Raw genomic sequence first — 22,104 nt, 5'->3', positions numbered from 1 at the left:
TAGTAAATATTCAAACATTCTTTTGATATCTTCTTAAAAAGTTGCGAAATAATTTTTTGTATTATTTTCAAACTAAAAAAGCTTTTTCTTACTAAAAAAAACACTCTAAAAATGTTAAAAAACAGAGCAATACTCTTATAATCATCTAAATTACAAATAAAAACATGAATAAAAAAGAGAATTTCATTGAAGATATAAACAAAGGGTATTTATCAAAAGGTGATAGTATTATTTTGGGAGGCGCCATTTTAGACGGAGAACCTATTGCCGAGGCACACGTCAAAATTCCCCTAAAAACCTTAAACCGCCACGGGTTAATCGCAGGCGCAACGGGAACTGGAAAAACAAAAACAATTCAGGTTTTTTCTGAGCAATTATCAAATGCAGGAATTCCGGTTTTAATGATGGACATAAAAGGGGATTTTAGCGGAATAGCAAAAGAAGGAAAAGAGGAAGCCTTTATTACTGAGCGACATGCAAAAATAAACATACCTTATAATGTAGCTTCTTTTCCGGTTGAATTAATGTCCCTGTCTAAACAAAATGGAGTTCGCTTGCGTGCCACGGTTTCTGAGTTTGGGCCTGTATTATTTTCCCGAATTTTAGATCTAAACGACACTCAGGCCGGAGTAGTTTCTGTTATTTTTAAATATTGTGATGACTATCAAATGCCTTTGTTAGATTTAAAGGACATTAAAAAAGTCATTAATTATATTACTGAAGAAGGAAAAGAGGAAATTGCGGCTAGCTATGGTAAAATCTCCACAGCGACAACCGGAACTATTCTCAGAAAAATCATTGAACTCGAACAACAAGGCGGAGATTTATTTTTTGGTGAAACTTCTTTTGAAACTGATGATTTAATGCGTATTGACGAAAACGGAAAAGGATACGTAAATATCATCCGCTTGACGGACATTCAGGACAAACCAAAATTATTCTCGACTTTTATGTTGAGTTTATTAGCGGAGATTTACCAAAAAATGCCCGAAAAAGGAGATGCAGAACAACCTGAATTAGTCATTTTTATTGACGAAGCGCATTTGATTTTTAATGAAGCCAGCAAAGTATTATTAGAACAAATTGAAACTATTGTAAAACTGATTCGTTCAAAAGGTGTTGGTATTTATTTTGTAACCCAAAACCCAATGGATGTTCCAAGTGGTGTTTTGGCACAATTAGGTTTAAAGATTCAGCACGCGCTTAGAGCTTTTACTGCAAATGATAGACAAGCGATAAAGAAAACTGCCGATAATTACCCGACTTCTCAATATTATAAAACAGACGAATTGCTGACCAATTTAGGAATTGGAGAAGCTCTGGTCACGGCTTTGAACGAAAAAGGTATTCCAACGCCACTTGTCGCGACGATGATGCGTGCGCCACAAAGCCGAATGGATATTTTGACTGCTGATGAAATTGAAGCCATAAACAGCAAATCGAAGCTCGTAAAAAAATATATTGAAGAAATTGATCGTGAAAGCGCCTACGAAATTCTAAATAAAAAAATAGAAACTGCAAATCAGGCAGCTGCAGAACAAGAAGAACAAGCACCAGCAAAATCATCTAAAGCTGAAGAAAGCACAACAAGTGTTGTTACAAAATCAGTTTTGAAAGTCGTAACAAGCGCTACCTTTATAAGAGGTGTTTTTGGTGTTTTGACAAAAATATTCAAGAAATAAAAAAAAATAAACCATATAAGTGATATAAGTTCATTTAATGCTTTTGCGCATAATACAATAAAACCCGACAGATTTTAAAACCTGTCGGGTTTATTATATATTAGATGAACTTACATCACTTATATGGTTCAAAAAATTATGCGTTTTGCAACAACTCTAGAATCTTGTTTTCAATTTCAGGAGTACTCCAGATATTTTCGATATTATCAGTTCGTAAAACTTGTTCCATAATTTCGTTTTGAAAATCTCCAATTGCCAAAGCTTCTGTATAAGGACGATCGCTAAAAGTCACGCGACTATAAAGCGGAATCCATTTATCAGGATGTTTATCAGAGAATGCTTTTTCGATTTTCTTTTGTAACAAGAACTTTTCATCGGCAGTTTTGGTGCTCATTTCCATGAAATTTCGATACGAAAGTTCTGCAATGGCATCAGCATTTGGTTTACGAGAGATTTCATATTCAGAGAAAATCTTCTTCCAGTCGTTTCCGTATTTCTCAATCATTTCGTTTAAAACCGTGATATCTTCAAAACCCGCATTCATTCCTTGTCCGTAAAACGGAACAATTGCATGACAGGCATCTCCAATTAAAGCAATTTTATTTTCATAAGTCCAAGGGAAACATTTCATAGTTACCAAAGTACTCGTAGGATTCTTAAAGAAATCTTCTGCTAACTTCGGAATCACTTCAATCGAATCCGGGAAGTTTTTCGTAAAGAAATCTTCCACCATTTTACGATCTGTTAAAGATGCAAACGAGTTTTTCCCTTCAAAAGGCATGAACAAAGTACATGTAAAACTTCCGTCAAGATTAGGAAGTGCAATCAACATATATTCGCCACGAGGCCAAATGTGAAAAGAGTTTTTATCTAATTTATGTGTCGCGTCAGCATTTGCCGGAATATTCAATTCTTTATATCCCATATTCAAAAATTCCTGCGAATAATTAAACATGCTTTGACGTTGCATTCTGTGTCTGATTCTTGAAAAAGCACCATCGGCACCAAAAACCATATCGTATTTTTTCTCTTCCCACTCGCCTCTTTCGGTTTCGCCAATATGCAAAGTTGCATCGCTTAACGTTACGTCCCAGATTTTTTGGTCAAACAAAAATTCGGCTCCGGCTTCTTCAGCAAGATCAATCATTTTCCGATTCAGAGTTCCTCTCGAAATCGAATAAATAGACTCGCCTTCTTGTCCGTAATTCTGAAAATTGAGTTTATCAACCAAGTGAATCGCACGTTTATCCATTGGAATTGCAATTTCACGAACCGAATCGCCAACGCCAACGGCATCAAGAGCTTTCCAACCGCGATTGGACATTGCCAGATTAATAGAACGACCCGAAAAATTAATTTTGCGAATATCAGGACTTCGATCATAAACATGAACGGTGTGACCTGCTTTTTTAAGATAAATTGCCAATAGCGATCCTACTAATCCAGAACCAACAACCGCAATTTTTAGTGAAGTTTGCATCAAGAAAAATCTAAATATAAGATCGTAAAAATAAGTAATAATTATACAAGAGCTTAAAAATAAAGGAAATATTTATGATTTATATGGGCATGACCCGCAGAAAAAGCGGGTCGGGCTTTCGGCTATATTCCCGATTAACAAAAACTACGGCTAAAAAGCCTTGTTTTTCTAAATCGCGAGATACCGCCTCTATCCCTCATGCGGCTCTTGGTTTCATAACAAATTTTGGTTTTTATTGATTTATTAGAAATCCGAAAAAGCCTACTTTCGCTTATAGCTAAAATTAATTCGCTCACAGATTTAACGGATCGAACAGATTTTCACAGGTTTTACTATAAAACTAAATACAGCGTTGATTAAAAAATCTGCACTGATCCGTTTCACCCGTAAAATCCGTGGGCAATATTCCTAATTTGTTAGCAAATTCAAATCAAATAAATAACAATGAAAAGCGAACTACTACAATCTGATATCATTCTCGAAAACGACCGAATATTATTACTTCCATTCGAAAATGAAAGAAACATCGAACTCAAAGAAATTATTTTTGATGATGAAATCTGGAAATACATGGGAATGTATGTAAGAAATGATTCTGACTTCGAGAATTACATCAAAAACACCTTAAAACAAAAAGCTGACGGAATTTGTTATCCATTTTTAATAATTGACAAACTAACCAACAAAGTTGCTGGAAGCACGCGTTATGGTTACCTAAATCAAGCAAGTCAAAAATGTGAAATTGGCTGGACTTGGTATGGAAAAAATTTCCAAGGAACGGGTTTGAATAAAGCGTGTAAATACGAATTACTAAATTTTGGTTTCGAAAACATTCGATTCAAGAGAATACAATTCAGCGCTGATCTTGAAAATGAAAGATCTCAAAGAGCAATTGAAAAACTAGGCGCTTTAAAAGAAGGAATCTTTAGAAATAATTATATTGATTCTGAAGGAAAAAGCAAAGATGACGTTTATTACAGTGTGATTTTGGAGGAATGGGAGAATACTAAAAGAGAATATTTTTCTGAATTCATTTGAAAAATTTATATTTTAGCTAAAAACCCTAATCAATAATTTCTCAAAAGCAAATTTTAAAATATGGAAACGATAAGCGTAGCTGCTTCTTCAACAGGATTTGCATTTATTTGGTATATTACGCTTGTCTATCCTCCAACGCATAGAATTTTACGAAATAAAAAAACTTATACTTTATTTTTATCTTTTTCAATCCTAACCCCAATATTAGCAATAATTGCATATAATGATAGCATGCTACAAAACAGGAAAGAAACTTCTTTCTTGTCTGTATATCTTTTGATATTCCTTATAATGTATAAATACTTCGATAATTATATTTTAAAACAAAATAATCGAAATCTATATTTCAAAAAACAGTACAATTCAGTTTGGGTTGATGAAGAATCAGATGAAGTTACCTCAATTGAAGAATGGATTCAATTTGCATTAACCATTTTACCCTTGCTTTTATGTTACATTTTAAAATACATTATACTTGATGTAATAATAAAAAACTACTTTTAACACATCAATCCAAAATCTAACATAATACCTCAACATGAACTTATATTCAGAATATTATGTAAGTAAAAATTGCGAGCGGTTTGTCAATAAAATTTGGTGTCTCGATAATAGCATCGGCGAAAGCCTGATCGAAAATAAACTCGTTTTGCCAAATGGTTGTTTTAATCTTGCAATTGTAAGCGGAAATGCAATAGAAGTTCATACAAGCAAAAACAAATACACGATGAACGAAGGTTTTTACTTTTGTTCGCAAATGACCAATAAAGTTTTGGTTAATATTCAGCCTAAAACCAAGGTTACAATAATTCAATTACACGCCTGGACACTTTCGATGTTTCCGAAATATGATTTAAGTAATTTTGCAGATTCCATTCTCAAAATTGATAAAACGGAATTGCCTTTTCTAACCAAAATTGATTCGGGTTTAAATACTGATATTTTAGAATTACTAAATATACTCAATACTTATTTTGAAGCATTAAACCTTTCTAATCCAACTAAAAATACAATCGAAAAAATCTGTGAGATTATAAAACTTCATAATGAAGAAATTACGGTTTCGGAAATCGGGAAAAGTTTAAAGGTTTCGCAGCGATTATTGCAGATTAAATTTAAAACTTCAACCGGACTTACGATCAAAAATTACATTCAGATTCTGAAATTCAGAAAGTCGGTCGATCAAATGGTGAATGCTGGTTTGGATAAACTCAGCTTGACGGATGTAGCACTTTACAATAAATATTTTGATCAGTCTCATTTTATAAAAAAATTTAAAGATGTGACTAAAACAACTCCAAAAATGTTCAATTCAAGTTTGTATTTTCTTTCCAAAAAAAGATAAGATTTCGCATTTGTACAATTTTGTGATTGCCGATTCAACTAATATTGCAAAATCATTAATCAATCAAATCAATCACAAAATGAAAATTAACAAATCGATTTTCCGATTAAGAGTAATCTTAATTGGAATCTTACTCTTCCAGTTCCAAATTGGCTTTTCTCAGGAAGAAAAAAACTCGGAGATATACAAAACGATAATGTCAAGAGACAGTCTTCTTTTTAATGTTGGCTTTAATACTTGCGACGTTTCTCAGTTTGAAAACCTTTTTAGCGACAAGTTTGAATTTTATCATGATAAAGACGGTCCTTCTGACAAGGCTCTGTTTTTATTTAATCTCAAAAAAGGTCTATGCCGTTCAACCGAAACTTATAAAGCCAGAAGATATCTAGTTCCAAATAGCACCGAAGTATATCCATTATATAACAAAGGTGTTTTATATGGTGCTGTTCAAGTGGGAATTCATCAGTTTTACGAGAAATCAATTGGCAAAAATGAATCTTTTGAAAAGGCTAAAGAAAGATTTGGAAGCACAGCAAGATTTACACATTTATGGATTCTTGAAAATGGCATTTGGAAATTGACCAGATCTCTGAGTTACGACCATCAAAGCATTAACACTGCTGGCACTAAATCTGATATTTTTGATAACGATCAGGAAATTGAAAAATGGCTGACGCAAAACAATATTCCAACATTAGGAATTGGCGTTATCAATAACGGAAAACTTCAGGAAGTAAAAGTGTTTGGCGAACTTAAAAAAGGAGTTTCGGCACCTTATAACACGATTTGGAATGTTGCTTCGCTGACTAAACCCGTAACGGCAATTGTTACTTTAAAATTAGTAAGTTCCGGAAAATGGGATCTTGATGAACCGCTTTACAAATATTGGACTGATCCGGATATTGCAAATGATCCAAATACTAAACTATTGACGACAAGAATTATTTTGAGTCATCAAACAGGTTTCCCAAATTGGAGATTTATGAACGAATCCGGCAAACTGGATTTTAAATTCAAACCCGGAACAAAATATCAATATTCAGGCGAAGGAATGGAATATTTGAGAAAAGCACTTGAAAAGAAATTCCATAAAACATTGGATCAATTAGCGGATGAATTGATTTTTCAACCTCTAAAAATGACTGATACCAAGTTTCTCTGGAAAGATATAACTGATGTTTCAAGATATGCGATTGGATATGATAACAAAGGAAATGCCTATGAACCTACTAAAAACAAAACAGTAAATGCTGCCGATGATTTATTGACGACAATTGGCGATTATGGAACGTTTTTATGCAGTATAATGAATAGCGACGGATTGAGCAAAAAGGTTTTTGACGACATGACAACGCATCAAATTGAGACTAAGAAAAACAAATACTTTGGATTAGGATTTGAGATCTATGATTTAGGAAACAACGATTATGCACTCTCTCACGGCGGCGCGGATAAAGGTGTTCAAACTATATTTTTATTGCTTCCAAAAACAAAACAAGGATTAGTAATTTTTACCAATGTTGACGACGGTTATAAGGTTTATGAAAAAATAGTTACTCATTATTTGGGTGAAAACGGTACAAAAATAATTAATATCGAAACGAAATGAGAAATATTAATAAAGTCACAAACGCGATACCTATGGCGAATATAATCGTTCTCTTTATGTTGTTTTTAAGTAGACAAGTAACGGCGCAAACGAATAGTGAGGTTCTAAAAATGGATCATCTAAAAAGCGAAATCATCAAGATGGATAGCTTACTTTTTGATGTTGCCTTTAATAAATGTGATGCAGCACTTTTTAAAAAGATAATAGCTGATGATGTCGAATTCTACGATGATCGATCCGGTTTGAGCACTTCTAAACCTAATGAAATAAAATCTTTACTCGCTAAATGCGAAAGAACTGAAAAACTGACCCGAAAATTAAACTCTTGCACAATTGATAAATTAGGTGATTTTGGAGCAGTCCAAATAGGCGAACATACATTTTATATTAATAACAAACCAGAAGGAACCGGCAAGTTCATTCATATTTGGGAACGAAAAGATAATGATTGGAAATTAAAACGAATTGTGAGTTACGAGCACAGACCTATTAAAAAATAGCTTTTAGAATTTGCTCTGATACATTGTAATTAAAGGAATTTGAAAAAAAATTGACTAAACGTGAAACCAAATGAAACTTTTGTCGTCTATTAAGATTATAGCATAGTTCAAAGCATTGCTTTAATTTGTAATTTCGTTTAAAAAATTAAATTACAGACGCTTAGAAAGTTTCGATCATCAAATCAAAAAAATCAAATAACATTTTAATTAACCTTAATTACTAATCATCAATCAAAATGAAAAATTCAATCAAACTAATTGCAGTTTGCCTTTTTATGCAACTGTTCTCTCTTGCAGTATCAGCACAAGACAAAGCAAAACAAATCGACCAATTATTAACCAAATACAAGGAATACGGACAATTTAACGGATCTGCATTAATTGCTGAAAATGGAAAAATCATTCTAAAAAAAGGATATGGTTTAGCCAATATGGAATGGGATATTCCGAATCAGCCCAGCACTAAATTCAGATTAGGTTCGATCAGTAAACAATTTACTGCTTTGCTAATCGTTAAATTGGCAGAAGAAGGCAAACTAAAACTTGACGTGCCAATTACCACTTATTTATCGGATTACCCGAAAGAAACCGGTGATAAGATAACAATTCATCATTTATTGACACATACATCCGGAATTCCAAATTATACCTCTACTCCAAATTTCCTTAGAGATAAAAGCCGTAACCCTTATACTCCGGAAGATTTTGTAAAAACCTTCAATAAATTACCTCTTGAGTTTACTCCAGGCGAAAAATTCAGATACAGCAATTCAGGTTACTTTTTATTAGGGTATATCATCGAAAAAGTTACTGGTAAAACATACGAGCAATATTTACAGGAAATTATACTTACTCCGCTAAAAATGGCTAATACAGGTTATGATCATTTTGAAGTAATCTTAAAAAACAGAGCTGCAGGTTATGAAAAAAACGGAAAAAACATTACTAATGCCTCATTTATCGATATGAGTATTCCGTATGCAGCGGGTTCTTTATATTCTACTGTAGAAGACTTATATCTTTGGGATCAGGCACTTTATACCAATAAATTACTTTCGGCAAAATCAATGGATTTATTGTTCAAACCTTACATCACAACAGGCGGAGATGATTTTTATGGTTACGGATGGTTTACAAGCGAAGAAACTGTTGGAAAGAAAACAGATAAAGTAAAAGTAATAGAACACGGTGGAGGAATCAATGGTTTTAATACCGTTATTTCGCGTATGCCTGCAGACAAAAACCTAGTTGTTTTATTGAATAATACTGGCGGAACTGTTTTAAGCGAAATGAATAATAGTATCAGAGCGATTCTATACAATCAATCTTTTAATGAGCCTAAAAGATCAATGGCTTTTGAACTTTTAGATGTTTACACTGAAAAAGGCGCCACAGTTGGAACAAATACTTATAAGAAATTAAAAAGCGATCCTACTTACGGAATCAAAGAAAACGACATCAACCAGGTTGGTTATCAATTATTGCAAACCGGAAAAAAGAAAGAAGCGATCGAAGTTTTTAAAATCAATGTAGAAACTTTTCCAAAATCAGGAAATGCATATGATAGTTTAGGCGAAGCTTATCTTGCTGATGGCGATAAAACGTTAGCCATTGTAAACTATAAAAAATCAGTAGAACTTGATCCAACAAACGAAAACGGTAAAAAAGTTCTTGACGAAATTTCGAAAAAATAATACTTCTAAGATTACCTTCTAAAACAGTAATCCTAATCTTACCAACTCCGAAAGTTCTGGTTTATGACCAAAACTTTCGGAGTTTTTTTATTCAAAACTTCATTTTCCGATTCCATATTTACTATAAAAAAACTACTTTAGCGCTGCCCAAACAAATCTAATTTTTATAGCTGAAAAAGCTGTATTTGATACCAAATTATAACCTATGAAAAAATTAAAGAAGCAAACTCTTTTAGTGTTATTAGTATGTATGTTTATTCCGGTTATTGCTATTTCTCAGACTTCTGCACCAAAAGTAGCAATGCCAACACAACAAAATAAAATTATAATTGACAAAATTGTTGAAGCAGCACATTACAAAAATTATGTTATAGATTTTTGCCTGACAACCATAAACGAAGCTGCTACTGCAGAAAAATGGAACGATCAAAAAACACTTGAAACTACAGAAAGCATCAATTACAAAAACTTTAGAGATGCCGTTTATAATATGTTTGCATTTTATAATGAAATAGATCTTGAAACTTTATTAAAAGCGTATCAAAAAGACACTGCATTTCAATCTACAAATGCAATGACAACTAACGATGCTCTTGCCTATAATCTTGAAATATTTGCCAATGATATTGTTCGCGGAAGATATATTTCTAAATAAGGTTCAAAGTTGCAAAGATTCAAAGGAACAGAGGTTTTTCTTTTAGGTGCTAAGACTCTAAGTTACTAAGGCTCTTAGTATTCAAAACTTTGTCAAAGATTATACTAAAATAATTTATACGTCAATTCTATGAAAAATCAAATCAAATTTACTTTTTTATTACTTGTTTTTATTTTACTTAGTTGCAATCGCAATTCAGAAAAGAAAGATAATTATGTCATCAAGAATACTGCAAACACTGTTGAAAATTTTGATGAATTCAATATCAGATTTCATAAAGATTCTATTTTCCAGCTTGCCAGAATTAATTTCCCAATTGAAGGAAAATCGATCGATGGTTTTGATAGGAATGAATGGAATTCGGAAAATTGGGAAATACTTAAAACTCCCGTTGTCGATAAATCTGAAAACAAAGAATACGAACATTCTCTGGTAAAATCAGATACTTTGGTTGTCGAAAAATATTGGATAAAAGACAGTGGTTTTCTAGTTGAAAGAAAATTTAAAAAAGTCAAAAACAAATGGTTCCTGACTTATTATAATGATGTCAATTTGTAAAATACTTTCTAAGTATTGAAATCTTTGTCAAAGTTTAAAACTTTGACAAAGATTTCACAAGATGAGAACTTGAAACTTCAAACATGAAACATGAAACTTCAAAAAAACAAAAACTCCTACTCTCCTTTCGGTTTCAGAACTAATTTTGTCGAAGTTTTTATAATTTCCTCTTTATTCAATTTCATTTTTCTGAATTTTCCGGCATTGTACATTTCTGCCTGATCATCATAATGTTTACTAAACGGATTTCCTGATTGTCCGGTTGGCAAAATACTCCAGCTGTTTTCAATATCTGAGAAATCGACAATTCTTCTGGTCGAAGGTCCGCCTTTTACATGATATTTCCCTTCTTTATTAAATCCAAAAAACTGATTGTTTATCACTTCGTTTGAACCCGGAGCAGCAAAAGGTCCAACATTAAAAAGTTTACGTAATGCCGCCACTTTTCCTAGCGGATGTTCGTGTTCTACAGTATGCGCTTTTCCCCAATTCCAATCATTAATTTGATTGCCAAATTGTTTCGCAAGTGCTGTAATAGCTTCGTGAAATGATTTCGAAACAATATCGCTTCTATTTTCTTTTACATTTTTGGTTTTAATATTATCCCACCAAACCGAGTTCTCGTTTTCAATTTGTCTGGCAATAATTTGTTTACCTAAAGATGTATCCAGAAATAAATTAAAATTATCCTCGCCCATTTCATCTTCAAAAGTATTTTTTAGATACAAATAAACCCATTTATTATAAATCGTTGGCGCAACATCTTCCAGATTATTGGTTCCTTTCCATGATTTCAAAACATTAATTGCCTCTTTTTGTTTTGCTGAAGCAGAATTACTATTTACATTCGAAATCAAACTCTGAACAACGCCCGGCGCAATTGGAGAAGTATTATCAAATATCATTTTACTGATCGCTTCTTTATCCCAATCAGATTTTGCATCCATTAAACCCGAAATTCTTTTTGCACGATCTTCCGGCAGATAATATCCCGGATATAAAAAACCATCTATCGCTTCCGGTTGATTGTTTGCCGAATAAACATAACCCCATTTTGGATTTTCAGAAGACGGATTCTTAGAAAAATCCAGATATTCCTTAATATCGTCTTTGCCGCTGGCGCCATCTAAAATCAAAAATGTATTAACGCCTTTATCGTGTTTATAAAGTTTACCCGTCGCCCACCAAGCCACGTTTCCTTTCGCATCGCCATACATTACATTCAATCCCGGCGCAGCAACCAATTGCACTGCTTTTCTAAAATCATCTTTACTTTTAGCGTGCGAAAGTCCATAAACTGCATCAAGAATCTGAATTGGTTGTTGTGTATAAGTCCACGACATCGCAATTGGATTTTTTTTATCTAAACGTTCCAGTAAATCGTTCATAATTGGTCCGTGTCGGCTTGATTTAACCGTCAAAACCACATCCGAAGTATCTTTTACTTTTATAGTCTTTTTTAAAGTTTCGTACTTTGCAAAACCTGTTGGAGTCTGATATTGATCTACATCTCCAGCTTTGTTTTTTTCTTCATAGAAATCAATATCATCATTTTCAAACATCGTCAATCCATACGCATAATTACGATTATGAGCCAATAACGGATATGGAGTTCCAGCCAGATAACAACCATACAATTCAAAATCAGGCGTAACCAAATGTGCTTCGTACCAAGTTGCCGGCTGCGAAAATCCAATGTGCGGATCATTGGCAAAAATCACTTTTCCGCTTTTAGTTTTATTAGGTCCTGCAACCCAACTATTACTTCCCACAAATGGAGGAATTGGAGAATTATCCAATAGCGCTGCCACAGATTTTGAAATCGAAGTATATTCTTCGATATTCTCTTTTGAAATCTTAATTCTCGTAGTATTAAATTCGCCGTTAATTCCTAAATCTTTCAAATATTCAGTTCCATATTTGTTACGAACAAAAGTCAATAAAGGATCTGTTTTTTGAGCCATAGCAAAACTAAAAGACATATATCCAAAAATATTATAAACGTCTTTTATCGTAAACTTTTCCTTTTTGACACCAACAACAGTAAACTCAACCGGTGTTGGACCTTCGTCTAAATATTGATTAATTCCGTCCAGATAAGCCATTGTCATTTTATAACTCTGACTGTTTTTATCTAACTTGGCAATGGCTTTCGCCGAAGCTTCTTCGATACCAATTCCGGAGAAAAACTTATCATTTTTAAGTGCCACAGAACCAAAGATTTCAGACAATCTTCCAGGTGCAATTCTTCGAAGTAATTCCATTTGCCATAATCTTTCCTGTGCATGAACATAACCCAAAGCTGTCATTGCATCCTTTTCAGAATCGGCATAAATATGGGGGACACCAAAATCATCAAAATAAACAGTGGTTTCTTTTTGGAGATTTTTCAATTGAACTTCTCCTTCATATTTGGGTTTCAAATGAAAAATATAGGCACATAAACCTATTCCCAAAACAACAATCAATACGAATAAAACCAGCAGTATTTTTTTAATTTTTCTCATATTTATAAAAAAGTATAATGATAAATAATTCCGTAATGATGTAACTTAAAGTTAAAATCCTGTAAGAAACACCGCTTTTAAAAGTCTAAATTTATGTATTTAAAATCAATACTATAAATGTCTATCTATAAAAAAATAGCAATCTGCATAATTTCTTTGTTTCTTTTTGTGATTTTAGTCAATATTGGTCTTAATTATTGGATAAAAAAACAATTACCCATTATTATAGACCAGAAAAACAAAACGGCTTATCACATTAATTATGAAAAAATCGAAGTGTCGCTTTGGTCCAGAAATATTTATGCCCAAACTTTATTGGTACATCCAAAAAATCAATTGGAAAACAGTAAAATAAAAACCGGAATCTTTTCGAAGATTGAATCCATTACAATCAAACATTTTAATATTTGGGATTTAGCTTTTCGCGATATCATTCAGGCTGAAAGTATCACAATTAATAAAGCCCGAGTAATCTTGTACAAAAAAGATGAAAAGCTTTTGAATAATCGCAAAAGTATTAAAACCGAAATAATCGAGCCATTCCGCAAAATAATTGCTGTTTCAAATATTTATTTAAATGAAGGAAGTGTCGATGTGGTTTCATTAAAAAACGACAAACCAATTCTTAGCATCAAAAATATTATTTTGAAATTGGAAGGTATTTTAATTTCTGATGCCACACTGAAAGAGAAAATTCCAATGCATTTTGAAAAATATGTTTTAATCTGTGATAGTCTATATTATAAGCCAAATGCATTTTATCATTTGAATATTGGTAAAATCAGCACCGAAAATCGCTTTTTAAGAATTCGGAATTTCTCTTATTTGCCTGAATTTAATCGCAAAGAATTTGTTCAGAAATTAAACAAAGAAAAAGACATTTACACGATAAAATTGGATTCCGCCGATATTGAAAAAATGGATTGGGGTTTTAAAAATGAACGTTTCTTTTTTAAAGCAAAATCAATCGTTGCCAATCATGTTGACGCTAATATCTATCGAAACAAAATCCCGAAAGATGATTTGAGTAAAAAATATCTTTATAACGCTTTACTGCGAAAAATTAAGTTTCCGCTTCAAATTGATACTATTCAAATTCTTAAATCAAAACTGGTTTATGAAGAAGAAATTGATTTCTCGAAAGGTCCCGGAATTTTGAATTTCGATCATTTTAACATGCAAGTGACGAATCTTAAAAGTGGTTTTGGTATAACAAAAGCACCGGACGTTAAGATAAAAGTGAATTGTCAGTTTATGAAAACATCGCCTTTAAATGTCAATTGGAGTTTTAATGTACTCGATCAAAAAGACAGTTTTCATATTCAGGGAACTATCTCGAATTTTAACGTTGTGGCAATGGAACGTTTTACAAAGCCATACATAAATACTTCTTTTACAGGAAAATTCAATAAATATCACTTTAATTTCTATGGAAATGATAATAACGCCAAAGGAAATGCAACACTTGATTATGAAGATTTAAAAGTAAAATTATTCAAGAAGAACGATCGCGAAAAAGAGGCAAAATTAAAAACTGCCGTCGCCAATTTATTACTGAAAAATGATTCCGGCGACAAAAGCAAAAAAGCAGATGTTGAACTGGATCGTATTCCTGAAAAATCATTTTACAACTTTTTATGGAGAAGCATTGCGGAGTCTTTGAAGAAGATTTTGATTTGATTTTGATTTGATTTTCTTCTGCACGAACATTTTTTTGCCACGAATTTCACGAATTAACGCGAATTCTTTTTTCTGTTATTCCTTTTAATCTTTGTCATTTCGAAGAATGAGAAATCACACAAGTAGCTCAACAAAGATTGTCGACTTAGATTGCGGAGTTTCTAGTGTGATTTCTCATTCTTCGAAATGACAAGATTGAGGTTAACAGCATTACGTAAACCTTTGTCAAAGTTTTAAACTTTGACAAAGTTAATGACACAACAAAATTAATTCGTGTAAATTCGTGAAATTCGTGGCAAAAAAAACCTCATATAACATTTTAAAAACCTGATAATTATCAGGTTTTAAGTAATTTCTTTTTCTAAAATTTGTTTCCATTTTAATTTTAGAACAAATGACAAAAAAGCCTTTACACACTTTTCATATTCCTGTAATGGGACTCGCTTATACAATTGACAGCCCAATAAAAGTAGCGCAATACGGTATTTCATCTGTTGTTTCTATTGCCGATGATGATTTGATTGAAAAGATGCGTAATTTTTATAGTACGAAATTTAATTTTCCCTACGAAGAGATCAGTCAGAAATTTCATGACTACAGAGCGCAAAGAATCACTTCATATCTTAATCTGGTTGACAAAATTGTCAAGCAAAAATTCGAGAGCTTTAAAACCGAGTTAATCGAAAGCAAAACCGCTGTAGAAAATTATATTGCAATGTTGCCCAATACTTCAGACATTAAAAAAGGTTTTCAAAATTTGTTGGATGATGGAATTTCTTTTAAAGAAAACATTCAGAGTTATATTGAATCGCATCTTTCACCAGGTTTAATTGATGTAAATATCATGACAAAACTGGATAAAGATAATTTCGACAAAAATGAACAACTTCCTATCGAATTTAATGATGCTCATGCCGCTTTAAGAGGTTTTGCAAACAGTAATCTGGAATCTTCAGTAGTACTTTCGGCAGGGATGAATCCGAGATTATATAGCTATTTTGAAAACTTCCCAGATTTCTTTCCAAATTCTAATAATGAACTTAAGAAGAAAATCATTTTAAAAGTAAGTGATTTTAGATCTGCAATGATTCAGGGAAATTTTTTAGCCAAAAAAGGACTTTGGGTTTCTGAATATCGAATTGAATCAGGATTAAATTGCGGCGGACACGCTTTTGCTACAGACGGACTTTTACTAGGTCCAATTATGGAAGAATTTAAACAAAAAAAGCATCAACTTATTTCATCTGCACATGAATTGATGACAAAAGTATTACAGCAAAAACAAGCTTATACGCCAGAGAATCCTTTACCTCTTAAAATTACAGTTCAGGGCGGCGTAGGAACTGCTGAGGAACATGAGTTTTTACTAGAAAACTACAAAGTAGATTCTATTGGTTGGGGATCTCCATTTTTACTGGTTCCGGAAGCAACTTCTGTAGATCAAACGACTCGCGAATTATTGATGAATGCCAAAGAAAAAGATTTATATCTGAGTCACATCTCGCCTTTAGGAGTTCCGTTTAATACTTTAAGAGGAACTACAAACGAAATTTTAAAGCAAAAAAGGATCGACCAAAATAAAGCCGGAAGTTCTTGTCCAAAAAAATTCCTTGCTTTAAGCAAAGAATACGATCCGCAAGGGATTTGTACAGCTTCCAAAAAATTTCAGGATCACAAACTGGAAGAATTAGAAACAATAAAAAATACGCTTTCTCACGAAGCTTTTGAAAAAGCAAAATTTGATATTACCGAAAAATCATGTTTGTGCGTAGGTTTAGCCAATGCTGCCTATTTAGAAAATGATATTAAAATAAAAGGGCAAGCACAAGGCGTTGTTATCTGTCCAGGGCCAAATATGGCTTATTTTGACCACGAAGTTTCTTTATCTGATATGCTGGGTCATATTTATGGAAATAAATCGATTCTAAGAACTGAAAACAGACCTAATGTTTTTGTGAAAGAATTAAAAATGTACATTGACTACTTCAAAAATGAAATTGATTCTATTTCGGGAGAAATCACTAATGCACAACTAAAAAAATGGAACACTTTTAAAGCAAATATTCTGGATGGAATTGAATACTACCAAACTTTGCTTTCTCCTGCTATTTACTTTAAAGAAGACTTAAATAAAATAAAAAGAGATTTTGAATTTTATAAATCAGAATTAGCCCAAATTAATATTCCAATTTTAAAAGTGGCATAAAAAACAAAATCCCGATTCAAAGTTTTGAATCGGGATTTTTATTATTGTAGACTTAAATCTATTCTTTTTTCTTTTTGCTTCCGTCAAGGATTGCTCCTGTTCCGGTACCAACCGCAGCTCCGGCCAAACCACCAATTATAGCTCCTTCACCTTTTTTCTTACTGATAACAGCTCCGGTAACAGCTCCAACTCCGGCGCCAATTACGGCTCCTTTGGCTGTATTACTCCAACCTTTCTTTTTGGTTGTAGTTGTTGTTGCAGTTCCATCAGCTTGTTGGTGTACTACTACAACTTTTTGAGACTCAATTCTTTTTTCTTGACTTCTTTCCTCTCTCAAATTGGCCATCTCTGTTCGCATCGAATCAATAACTCTCTGTCTATTTATTTCGACTTTCATTGAATCAATGCTAGCTTGTTTTGCTTTATTGATATCCTCTTTTCCTTGTCCTTGGTTTTGACAGGAAACAATTGATAAAGCGGCGAATAAAATATATAAGGCTTTCATGATTGTAGTTTTTAAAATTATTACACTACAAAGTAAAGGAGATCTCTTTTGATGAAGTTACATGATTTTATCAAATGGTTACAGAATTTAAAGATTGTAATGAATTGGGACGTGGATGAGACGTTTTTTTGTTCTCGCAGATTTTGCAGATTAAGCAGATTTTTCTTTTATCCGCATAAAAAATCTCGCAAAGCCGCAAAGTCGCAAAGTTTTTCCTCATTTTATGTCATTTCGACGAAGGAGAAATCACACTAGAAAATCGACAAAGATTGGCGATTCTAGGTACGGAATTTCGTGTGTGATTTCTCCTTCGTCGAAATGACAAACAGCACTTAGGCACTGCCTTAAAACACTTTGCGACTCTGCGACTTTGCGAGAAATTGCTCTAACTTACTTCCCTAAAATTCCTTTTTTCAGAATTTGTCCAAAATCAAACATATCTTCATAAGAGCAATAAAGAGGAACTGGTGCTAAACGAATTACATTTGGTTCACGCCAATCTGTAATAACTCCGTTTTTCATTAAGTATTCGAATAAACTTCTTCCTTCTCCGTGTAAAAAAACAGACAATTGAGACGCTCTTTCTATTGGATTTGAAGGTGTGATAATTTCGAAATTACCTTTTACTTCTTTATCGATTTCGTGTAATATGAATTCTAAGTATGAAGTAATATGATCTCTTTTTTTGATCAAAGCATCCATTCCAACTTCTGCAAACATTTCTACTGAGGCTAAATACGGCGCTAAAGAAAGAACCGGTAAATTACTAATCTGCCAGCCATCTGCTCCGTGAACGGGATCAAAATTAGGTTCCATTTTAAAACGGCGTTCTTTATTGTGTCCCCACCAACCTGCAAATCTTGGTAAGTCAGGATTATTATGGTGTTTTTCGTGAACGAAACAGCCAGAAGCATTTCCTGGTCCTGAATTCATATATTTATAACTACACCAAGCAGCAAAATCTACATTCCAATCATGAAGTTCTAGTTTGATGTTTCCGGCAGCGTGTGCCAAATCCCAACCTACTTTTGCTCCGGCTTTTTGTCCTGCTTCAGTAATTGTTTTAATATCGAAAACTTGTCCGGTATAATAGTTTACTCCACCAATTAAAACTAAAGCCAGCTCATCACCAACTTCTTCAATTTTTGCCAGAACATCTTCAAGGCGAATATTATGTTCTCCTTCACGACGTTTAATTTCTACAATTGCATCTTCTGTTTTATAACCGTGAAAATGAACCTGACTCTGAAACATATATTGGTCTGAAGGAAATGCTTTTTCTTCACAGATAATTTTATAACGTTTCCCTTTTGGCTGATAAAAAGAAACCATCAATAAGTGAAGATTTACGGTCAAAGTATTCATTACCGTAACTTCTGATGGCAAGGCACCAACAATTTTACTCAATGGTTCTGCAAATCTTTCCTGATAATCCCACCATGGTTTATTCGCATAAAAATGCCCTTCGACTGCAAGATCTGCCCAATCGTTCATTACTTCATCTATGTAAGCTTTTGTACGTTTTGGCTGTAATCCAAGAGAATTCCCTGTAAAATAAATAACTCGTTTGTCATTTACTTTTGGAAAAATAAATTGATCCTGATAATGATTTAATGTGTCTTGCGAATCAAGCTCTCGTGCAAATTCGCGTGTATTTTGAAAAGTCATCGTGTTTTTGTTTTGTCTGCTAAAATAACAAATTTTGTTTGTTTTGTTTCATGTTTTAAGTTTTGCGTTGATATGCTTTGGAGATTTAACCGCAATCCCGATAGCTATCGGGAGCAAAGGACTTTTATCTAGTTTAACGTTTACAAACGCTAAGTTCGCGAAGCTTTGCATTTAATATTTCATAACGAACTTGGAACAAAACTATTAAAAAACAGAAAACCCGACAGGTTTTAAAACTTGTCGGGTTCTCTTTATAAGATAAATTCTAATTAAAGAATTAACATTGCATCTCCGTAAGAATAGAATTTATATCCTTCTTTGATTGCTTCTTCGTATGCTCTTTTCATTAAATCATGTCCACAGAAAGCAGAAATCATCATTAATAATGTTGATTTTGGTGTATGGAAATTTGTAATCATACAGTTTGCAATACTAAAATCATGAGGAGGGAAAATAAATTTATTTGTCCATCCTTCATAAGGATTTAAAGTATTTTGAGAAGAAACAGAACTTTCAATTGCACGCATTGAAGTTGTTCCAACAGCACAAATACGTTTTCTGCTTGCTTTTGCAGCATTTACAATATCACATGCTTCCTGATTAATAATCAATTCCTCAGAATCCATTTTGTGTTTTGATAAATCTTCAACCTCAACCGGATTAAAAGTTCCTAAACCAACGTGTAATGTTACTTCTGCAAAATTAACTCCTTTGATTTCTAATTTTTTCAAAAGGTGTTTCGAGAAGTGTAAACCAGCAGTTGGTGCAGCTACAGCTCCTTCTTCTTTTGCATAAATAGTTTGGTATCTTTCAGCATCTTCTGCAGTTACTTCTCTATTGATGTATTTAGGAATTGGAGTTTCTCCAAGTTCTGTCAATTTGTTTCTGAATTCTTCGTAAGAACCGTCATATAAAAAACGTAAAGTTCTACCACGAGAAGTCGTGTTGTCAATTACCTCAGCAACTAATGAATCGTCGTCACCAAAATAAAGTTTGTTTCCAATACGGATTTTTCTAGCCGGATCAACTAAAACGTCCCAAAGACGTTGCTCTGAATTTAATTCTCTTAATAAGAAAACCTCAATTCTTGCTCCTGTTTTTTCTTTGTTTCCGTACAAACGTGCAGGGAAAACTTTAGTATTGTTAAGAATCAAAACGTCTCCGTCATCAAAATAATTGATAACATCTTTAAACATTTTATGTTCTATAGTTTGTTTTTGACGATCGATTACCATTAAACGAGATTCGTCTCTATTTTCTGCCGGGAATTCCGCTAAAAGTTCTTTCGGTAAATTAAACTGAAAATGTGATAATTTCATTTGAGAAAGTTATGAGTTATAGATTTCAATCCGGATTATTTGAATACCTGATTTTTAATCGTGTGCAAATATACGACTGTGAGATAGGCGTTGTCAAGTGTTTTGATGTTTATTTTCAAAAGTCGCTGATTTGCTACTACTTGGCGTTGATTAAAAATGGAGTTTTTATCCTTTTTTTAACCATATAAGTAATATAAGTTCATTTAATCCAGATTCTTAAAAAAAATGTATGTGTTTTTATTTGGCTAAATCCAAAGATTTTAGATAGAATCAAAAAACAAAACCCCTAGTTAAAACTAGGGGCTATTTAAATTATGCTCATTTTATTAAATGAACTTATATCACTTATATGATTTAAAATTTTTACAATTCTGAAATTTGGAAGTTTAATTCTTTTAGATCGTTCCAGAAATCAGGGTATGACTTAGAAACTACTTCAGCATTTTCAATAATAATTGGTACTTTTAAAGCTAATGGTGCAAATGCCATTGCCATACGGTGATCGTTGTAAGTGGCAATTTTTACATTATGATTGATATTTTCTGAAGCTGTTAAAGTCAAACTATCATTGGTAACAGAAATATTTGCTCCTAGTTTTGTCAACTCGATTCTAAGAGCTTCCAGTCTATCTGTTTCTTTGATTTTTAAAGTATGAAGACCCGTTAAATGACAGCCAATTCCCAAACCTAAACAAGTTACCACGATAGTTTGTGCAATATCTGGGGTATTATTTAATTCAAAGTTTACAGTTTCGAATTTAAAATTTTCTTGTTTCACCAAAGTCATTTTATTGTCTTGGAAAGTCGTTTTCACTCCCAGATTTTCATAAAGCGACACTAATTCTGAATCTCCTTGTAAACTATTTTCTTTGTAACTGCTTAAAGTGATTGAAGCTGTATCAGCCAAAGCTACCAAACTAAAAAAGTAAGATGCTGAACTCCAATCTGATTCTACAACCATTTCTTTGGTTTCAACTGCAGCTTTTGGAAAAACTTTAATTACATTTCCTTCAAAACTGGTTTGAATATCTAAATCGTTTAGCAAAGCCAAAGTCATTTTAATATAAGGAATGGAAGTAATTTCTCCTTCTAATGTCAATTCTAAACCATTTTCTAATTTTGAAGCTACAAGTAAAAGTGCCGAAATATATTGGCTGCTCACATTTGCTGCCAAAGTAACTTTTGAAGCGGTTACTTTTTTTCCTTTAATTCTAATTGGCGGATAACCTTCTTCTTTTTCATAAGAGATTTCAACTCCCAATTGTCCTAAAGCTTCTACTAGAATTTTTATTGGGCGTTCCTGCATTCTGCTTGAACCTGTCATCACTACTTCGCGACCTTCATTAACAGCAAAATAAGCTGTCAAAAAACGCATTGCCGTTCCTGCGTGATGAATGTCAACAATTTCGTCATTGCCTATTAAGGCTTTTTGCATTACTTCGCTATCATCAGAATTTGAAGTATTTGCCAATGTAATATTTGGAAACAATGCTTTTAACAACAATAAACGATTTGTCTCGCTTTTTGATCCTGTTACAGCAATTTGTCCTTGTAAATTATGTTGAGTTGTCTGGAGTAGTAAATTCATTTTTTTAATTGTAAATTGTATATTTATGAATTAGGAATGATTAGAAACGTAATTCGCCACGCAATTTACCA

17 protein-coding genes are annotated in these 22,104 nt (G+C 32.9%); 11 read left to right on the top strand and 6 right to left on the bottom strand.

What is annotated here, in order from left to right:
- The first annotated feature begins 164 nt into the window (after nt 1–164).
- Nucleotides 165–1,682, top strand: coding sequence for a helicase HerA-like domain-containing protein (locus C8C83_RS11660; protein ID WP_121328734.1), 1,518 nt, complete (start codon nt 165–167; stop codon nt 1,680–1,682).
- 136 nt (nt 1,683–1,818) lie between these two features.
- Here the strand turns inward: C8C83_RS11660 and C8C83_RS11655 are convergent, their stop codons facing one another.
- Entirely contained in the window at nt 1,819–3,162 is a 1,344-nt protein-coding gene (locus tag C8C83_RS11655; protein ID WP_121328733.1) for an NAD(P)/FAD-dependent oxidoreductase, read from the bottom strand.
- Nucleotides 3,163–3,606: 444 nt separating this feature from the next.
- Here C8C83_RS11655 and C8C83_RS11650 point away from each other — a divergent pair, with 444 nt between their 5' ends.
- The 8 genes from C8C83_RS11650 (at nt 3,607) to C8C83_RS11615 (ending at nt 10,561) form a co-directional block, all read left to right on the top strand.
- Nucleotides 3,607–4,200, top strand: a complete 594-nt coding sequence (locus C8C83_RS11650) for a GNAT family protein (protein ID WP_121328732.1) — start codon at nt 3,607–3,609, stop codon at nt 4,198–4,200.
- A gap of 60 nt (nt 4,201–4,260) precedes the next feature.
- The gene (locus C8C83_RS11645) at nt 4,261–4,704 is read left to right on the top strand and encodes a hypothetical protein (RefSeq protein ID WP_121328731.1); all 444 of its coding nucleotides are present in this window, start codon (nt 4,261–4,263) and stop codon (nt 4,702–4,704) included.
- Nucleotides 4,705–4,738: 34 nt separating this feature from the next.
- Complete coding sequence (locus tag C8C83_RS11640; RefSeq protein ID WP_121328730.1) at nt 4,739–5,545, top strand: AraC family transcriptional regulator; 807 nt, start codon at nt 4,739–4,741, stop codon at nt 5,543–5,545.
- A 79-nt stretch (nt 5,546–5,624) separates the two neighbouring features.
- Entirely contained in the window at nt 5,625–7,154 is a 1,530-nt protein-coding gene (locus C8C83_RS11635) for a serine hydrolase (RefSeq protein ID WP_121330026.1), read from the top strand.
- Nucleotides 7,155–7,186: 32 nt separating this feature from the next.
- Nucleotides 7,187–7,654, top strand: coding sequence for a nuclear transport factor 2 family protein (locus C8C83_RS11630; RefSeq protein ID WP_233566057.1), 468 nt, complete (start codon nt 7,187–7,189; stop codon nt 7,652–7,654).
- Nucleotides 7,655–7,890: 236 nt separating this feature from the next.
- Nucleotides 7,891–9,348: a serine hydrolase gene (locus tag C8C83_RS11625; protein WP_121328728.1), complete on the top strand. Its 1,458-nt coding sequence runs from the start codon at nt 7,891–7,893 to the stop codon at nt 9,346–9,348.
- 205 nt (nt 9,349–9,553) lie between these two features.
- Nucleotides 9,554–10,003: a hypothetical protein gene (locus C8C83_RS11620; protein ID WP_121328727.1), complete on the top strand. Its 450-nt coding sequence runs from the start codon at nt 9,554–9,556 to the stop codon at nt 10,001–10,003.
- A 129-nt stretch (nt 10,004–10,132) separates the two neighbouring features.
- On the top strand, nt 10,133–10,561 hold the full coding sequence (locus C8C83_RS11615; protein ID WP_121328726.1) for a hypothetical protein: 429 nt from the start codon (nt 10,133–10,135) through the stop codon (nt 10,559–10,561).
- Between the two features lie 116 nt (nt 10,562–10,677).
- On the opposite strand, the gene C8C83_RS11610 is transcribed toward C8C83_RS11615, so the two are convergent.
- Entirely contained in the window at nt 10,678–13,068 is a 2,391-nt protein-coding gene (locus tag C8C83_RS11610; RefSeq protein ID WP_121328725.1) for a penicillin acylase family protein, read from the bottom strand.
- 117 nt (nt 13,069–13,185) lie between these two features.
- On the opposite strand from C8C83_RS11610, the gene C8C83_RS11605 reads away from it, so the two are divergent.
- Nucleotides 13,186–14,748, top strand: a complete 1,563-nt coding sequence (locus tag C8C83_RS11605; protein ID WP_121328724.1) for a hypothetical protein — start codon at nt 13,186–13,188, stop codon at nt 14,746–14,748.
- Between the two features lie 394 nt (nt 14,749–15,142).
- Nucleotides 15,143–16,954, top strand: a complete 1,812-nt coding sequence (locus tag C8C83_RS11600; RefSeq protein ID WP_121328723.1) for a hypothetical protein — start codon at nt 15,143–15,145, stop codon at nt 16,952–16,954.
- 58 nt (nt 16,955–17,012) lie between these two features.
- Here the strand turns inward: C8C83_RS11600 and C8C83_RS11595 are convergent, their stop codons facing one another.
- The 4 genes from C8C83_RS11595 to C8C83_RS11580 form a co-directional block, all read right to left on the bottom strand.
- On the bottom strand, nt 17,013–17,459 hold the full coding sequence (locus tag C8C83_RS11595) for a YMGG-like glycine zipper-containing protein (RefSeq protein WP_121328722.1): 447 nt from the start codon (nt 17,457–17,459) through the stop codon (nt 17,013–17,015).
- Between the two features lie 390 nt (nt 17,460–17,849).
- Nucleotides 17,850–19,127 (bottom strand): kynureninase, encoded by a 1,278-nt coding sequence (kynU, locus tag C8C83_RS11590; RefSeq protein WP_121328721.1) that lies wholly within the window; start codon nt 19,125–19,127, stop codon nt 17,850–17,852.
- Nucleotides 19,128–19,396: 269 nt separating this feature from the next.
- Nucleotides 19,397–20,446 carry a tRNA preQ1(34) S-adenosylmethionine ribosyltransferase-isomerase QueA gene (gene queA, locus C8C83_RS11585; protein ID WP_099709666.1) on the bottom strand — a complete coding sequence of 350 codons (1,050 nt, stop codon included), beginning with the start codon at nt 20,444–20,446 and terminating at the stop codon, nt 19,397–19,399.
- Between the two features lie 363 nt (nt 20,447–20,809).
- Nucleotides 20,810–22,033 carry a 3-phosphoshikimate 1-carboxyvinyltransferase gene (locus C8C83_RS11580; RefSeq protein ID WP_121328720.1) on the bottom strand — a complete coding sequence of 408 codons (1,224 nt, stop codon included), beginning with the start codon at nt 22,031–22,033 and terminating at the stop codon, nt 20,810–20,812.
- Between the last annotated feature and the right edge of the window lie 71 nt (nt 22,034–22,104).

This window comes from Flavobacterium sp. 90, assembly GCF_004339525.1.
GTDB lineage: Bacteria > Bacteroidota > Bacteroidia > Flavobacteriales > Flavobacteriaceae > Flavobacterium.
This window is presented reverse-complemented; position numbering and strand designations above follow the sequence as displayed.

Bases quoted from the DNA above. Each gene is read 5' to 3' on its own strand.
- C8C83_RS11640 (WP_121328730.1), top strand. From the start codon at position 4,739: ATGAACTTATATTCAGAATATTATGTAAGTAAAAATTGCGAGCGGTTT.
- C8C83_RS11580 (WP_121328720.1), bottom strand. From the start codon at position 22,033: ATGAATTTACTACTCCAGACAACTCAACATAATTTACAAGGACAAATT.
- C8C83_RS11605 (WP_121328724.1), top strand. From the start codon at position 13,186: ATGTCTATCTATAAAAAAATAGCAATCTGCATAATTTCTTTGTTTCTT.
- C8C83_RS11645 (WP_121328731.1), top strand. From the start codon at position 4,261: ATGGAAACGATAAGCGTAGCTGCTTCTTCAACAGGATTTGCATTTATT.
- C8C83_RS11630 (WP_233566057.1), top strand. From the start codon at position 7,187: ATGGCGAATATAATCGTTCTCTTTATGTTGTTTTTAAGTAGACAAGTA.
- kynU (WP_121328721.1), bottom strand. From the start codon at position 19,127: ATGACTTTTCAAAATACACGCGAATTTGCACGAGAGCTTGATTCGCAA.
- C8C83_RS11600 (WP_121328723.1), top strand. From the start codon at position 15,143: ATGACAAAAAAGCCTTTACACACTTTTCATATTCCTGTAATGGGACTC.
- C8C83_RS11635 (WP_121330026.1), top strand. From the start codon at position 5,625: ATGAAAATTAACAAATCGATTTTCCGATTAAGAGTAATCTTAATTGGA.
- C8C83_RS11650 (WP_121328732.1), top strand. From the start codon at position 3,607: ATGAAAAGCGAACTACTACAATCTGATATCATTCTCGAAAACGACCGA.
- C8C83_RS11620 (WP_121328727.1), top strand. From the start codon at position 9,554: ATGAAAAAATTAAAGAAGCAAACTCTTTTAGTGTTATTAGTATGTATG.
- C8C83_RS11660 (WP_121328734.1), top strand. From the start codon at position 165: ATGAATAAAAAAGAGAATTTCATTGAAGATATAAACAAAGGGTATTTA.
- queA (WP_099709666.1), bottom strand. From the start codon at position 20,446: ATGAAATTATCACATTTTCAGTTTAATTTACCGAAAGAACTTTTAGCG.
- C8C83_RS11655 (WP_121328733.1), bottom strand. From the start codon at position 3,162: ATGCAAACTTCACTAAAAATTGCGGTTGTTGGTTCTGGATTAGTAGGA.
- C8C83_RS11615 (WP_121328726.1), top strand. From the start codon at position 10,133: ATGAAAAATCAAATCAAATTTACTTTTTTATTACTTGTTTTTATTTTA.
- C8C83_RS11610 (WP_121328725.1), bottom strand. From the start codon at position 13,068: ATGAGAAAAATTAAAAAAATACTGCTGGTTTTATTCGTATTGATTGTT.
- C8C83_RS11625 (WP_121328728.1), top strand. From the start codon at position 7,891: ATGAAAAATTCAATCAAACTAATTGCAGTTTGCCTTTTTATGCAACTG.
- C8C83_RS11595 (WP_121328722.1), bottom strand. From the start codon at position 17,459: ATGAAAGCCTTATATATTTTATTCGCCGCTTTATCAATTGTTTCCTGT.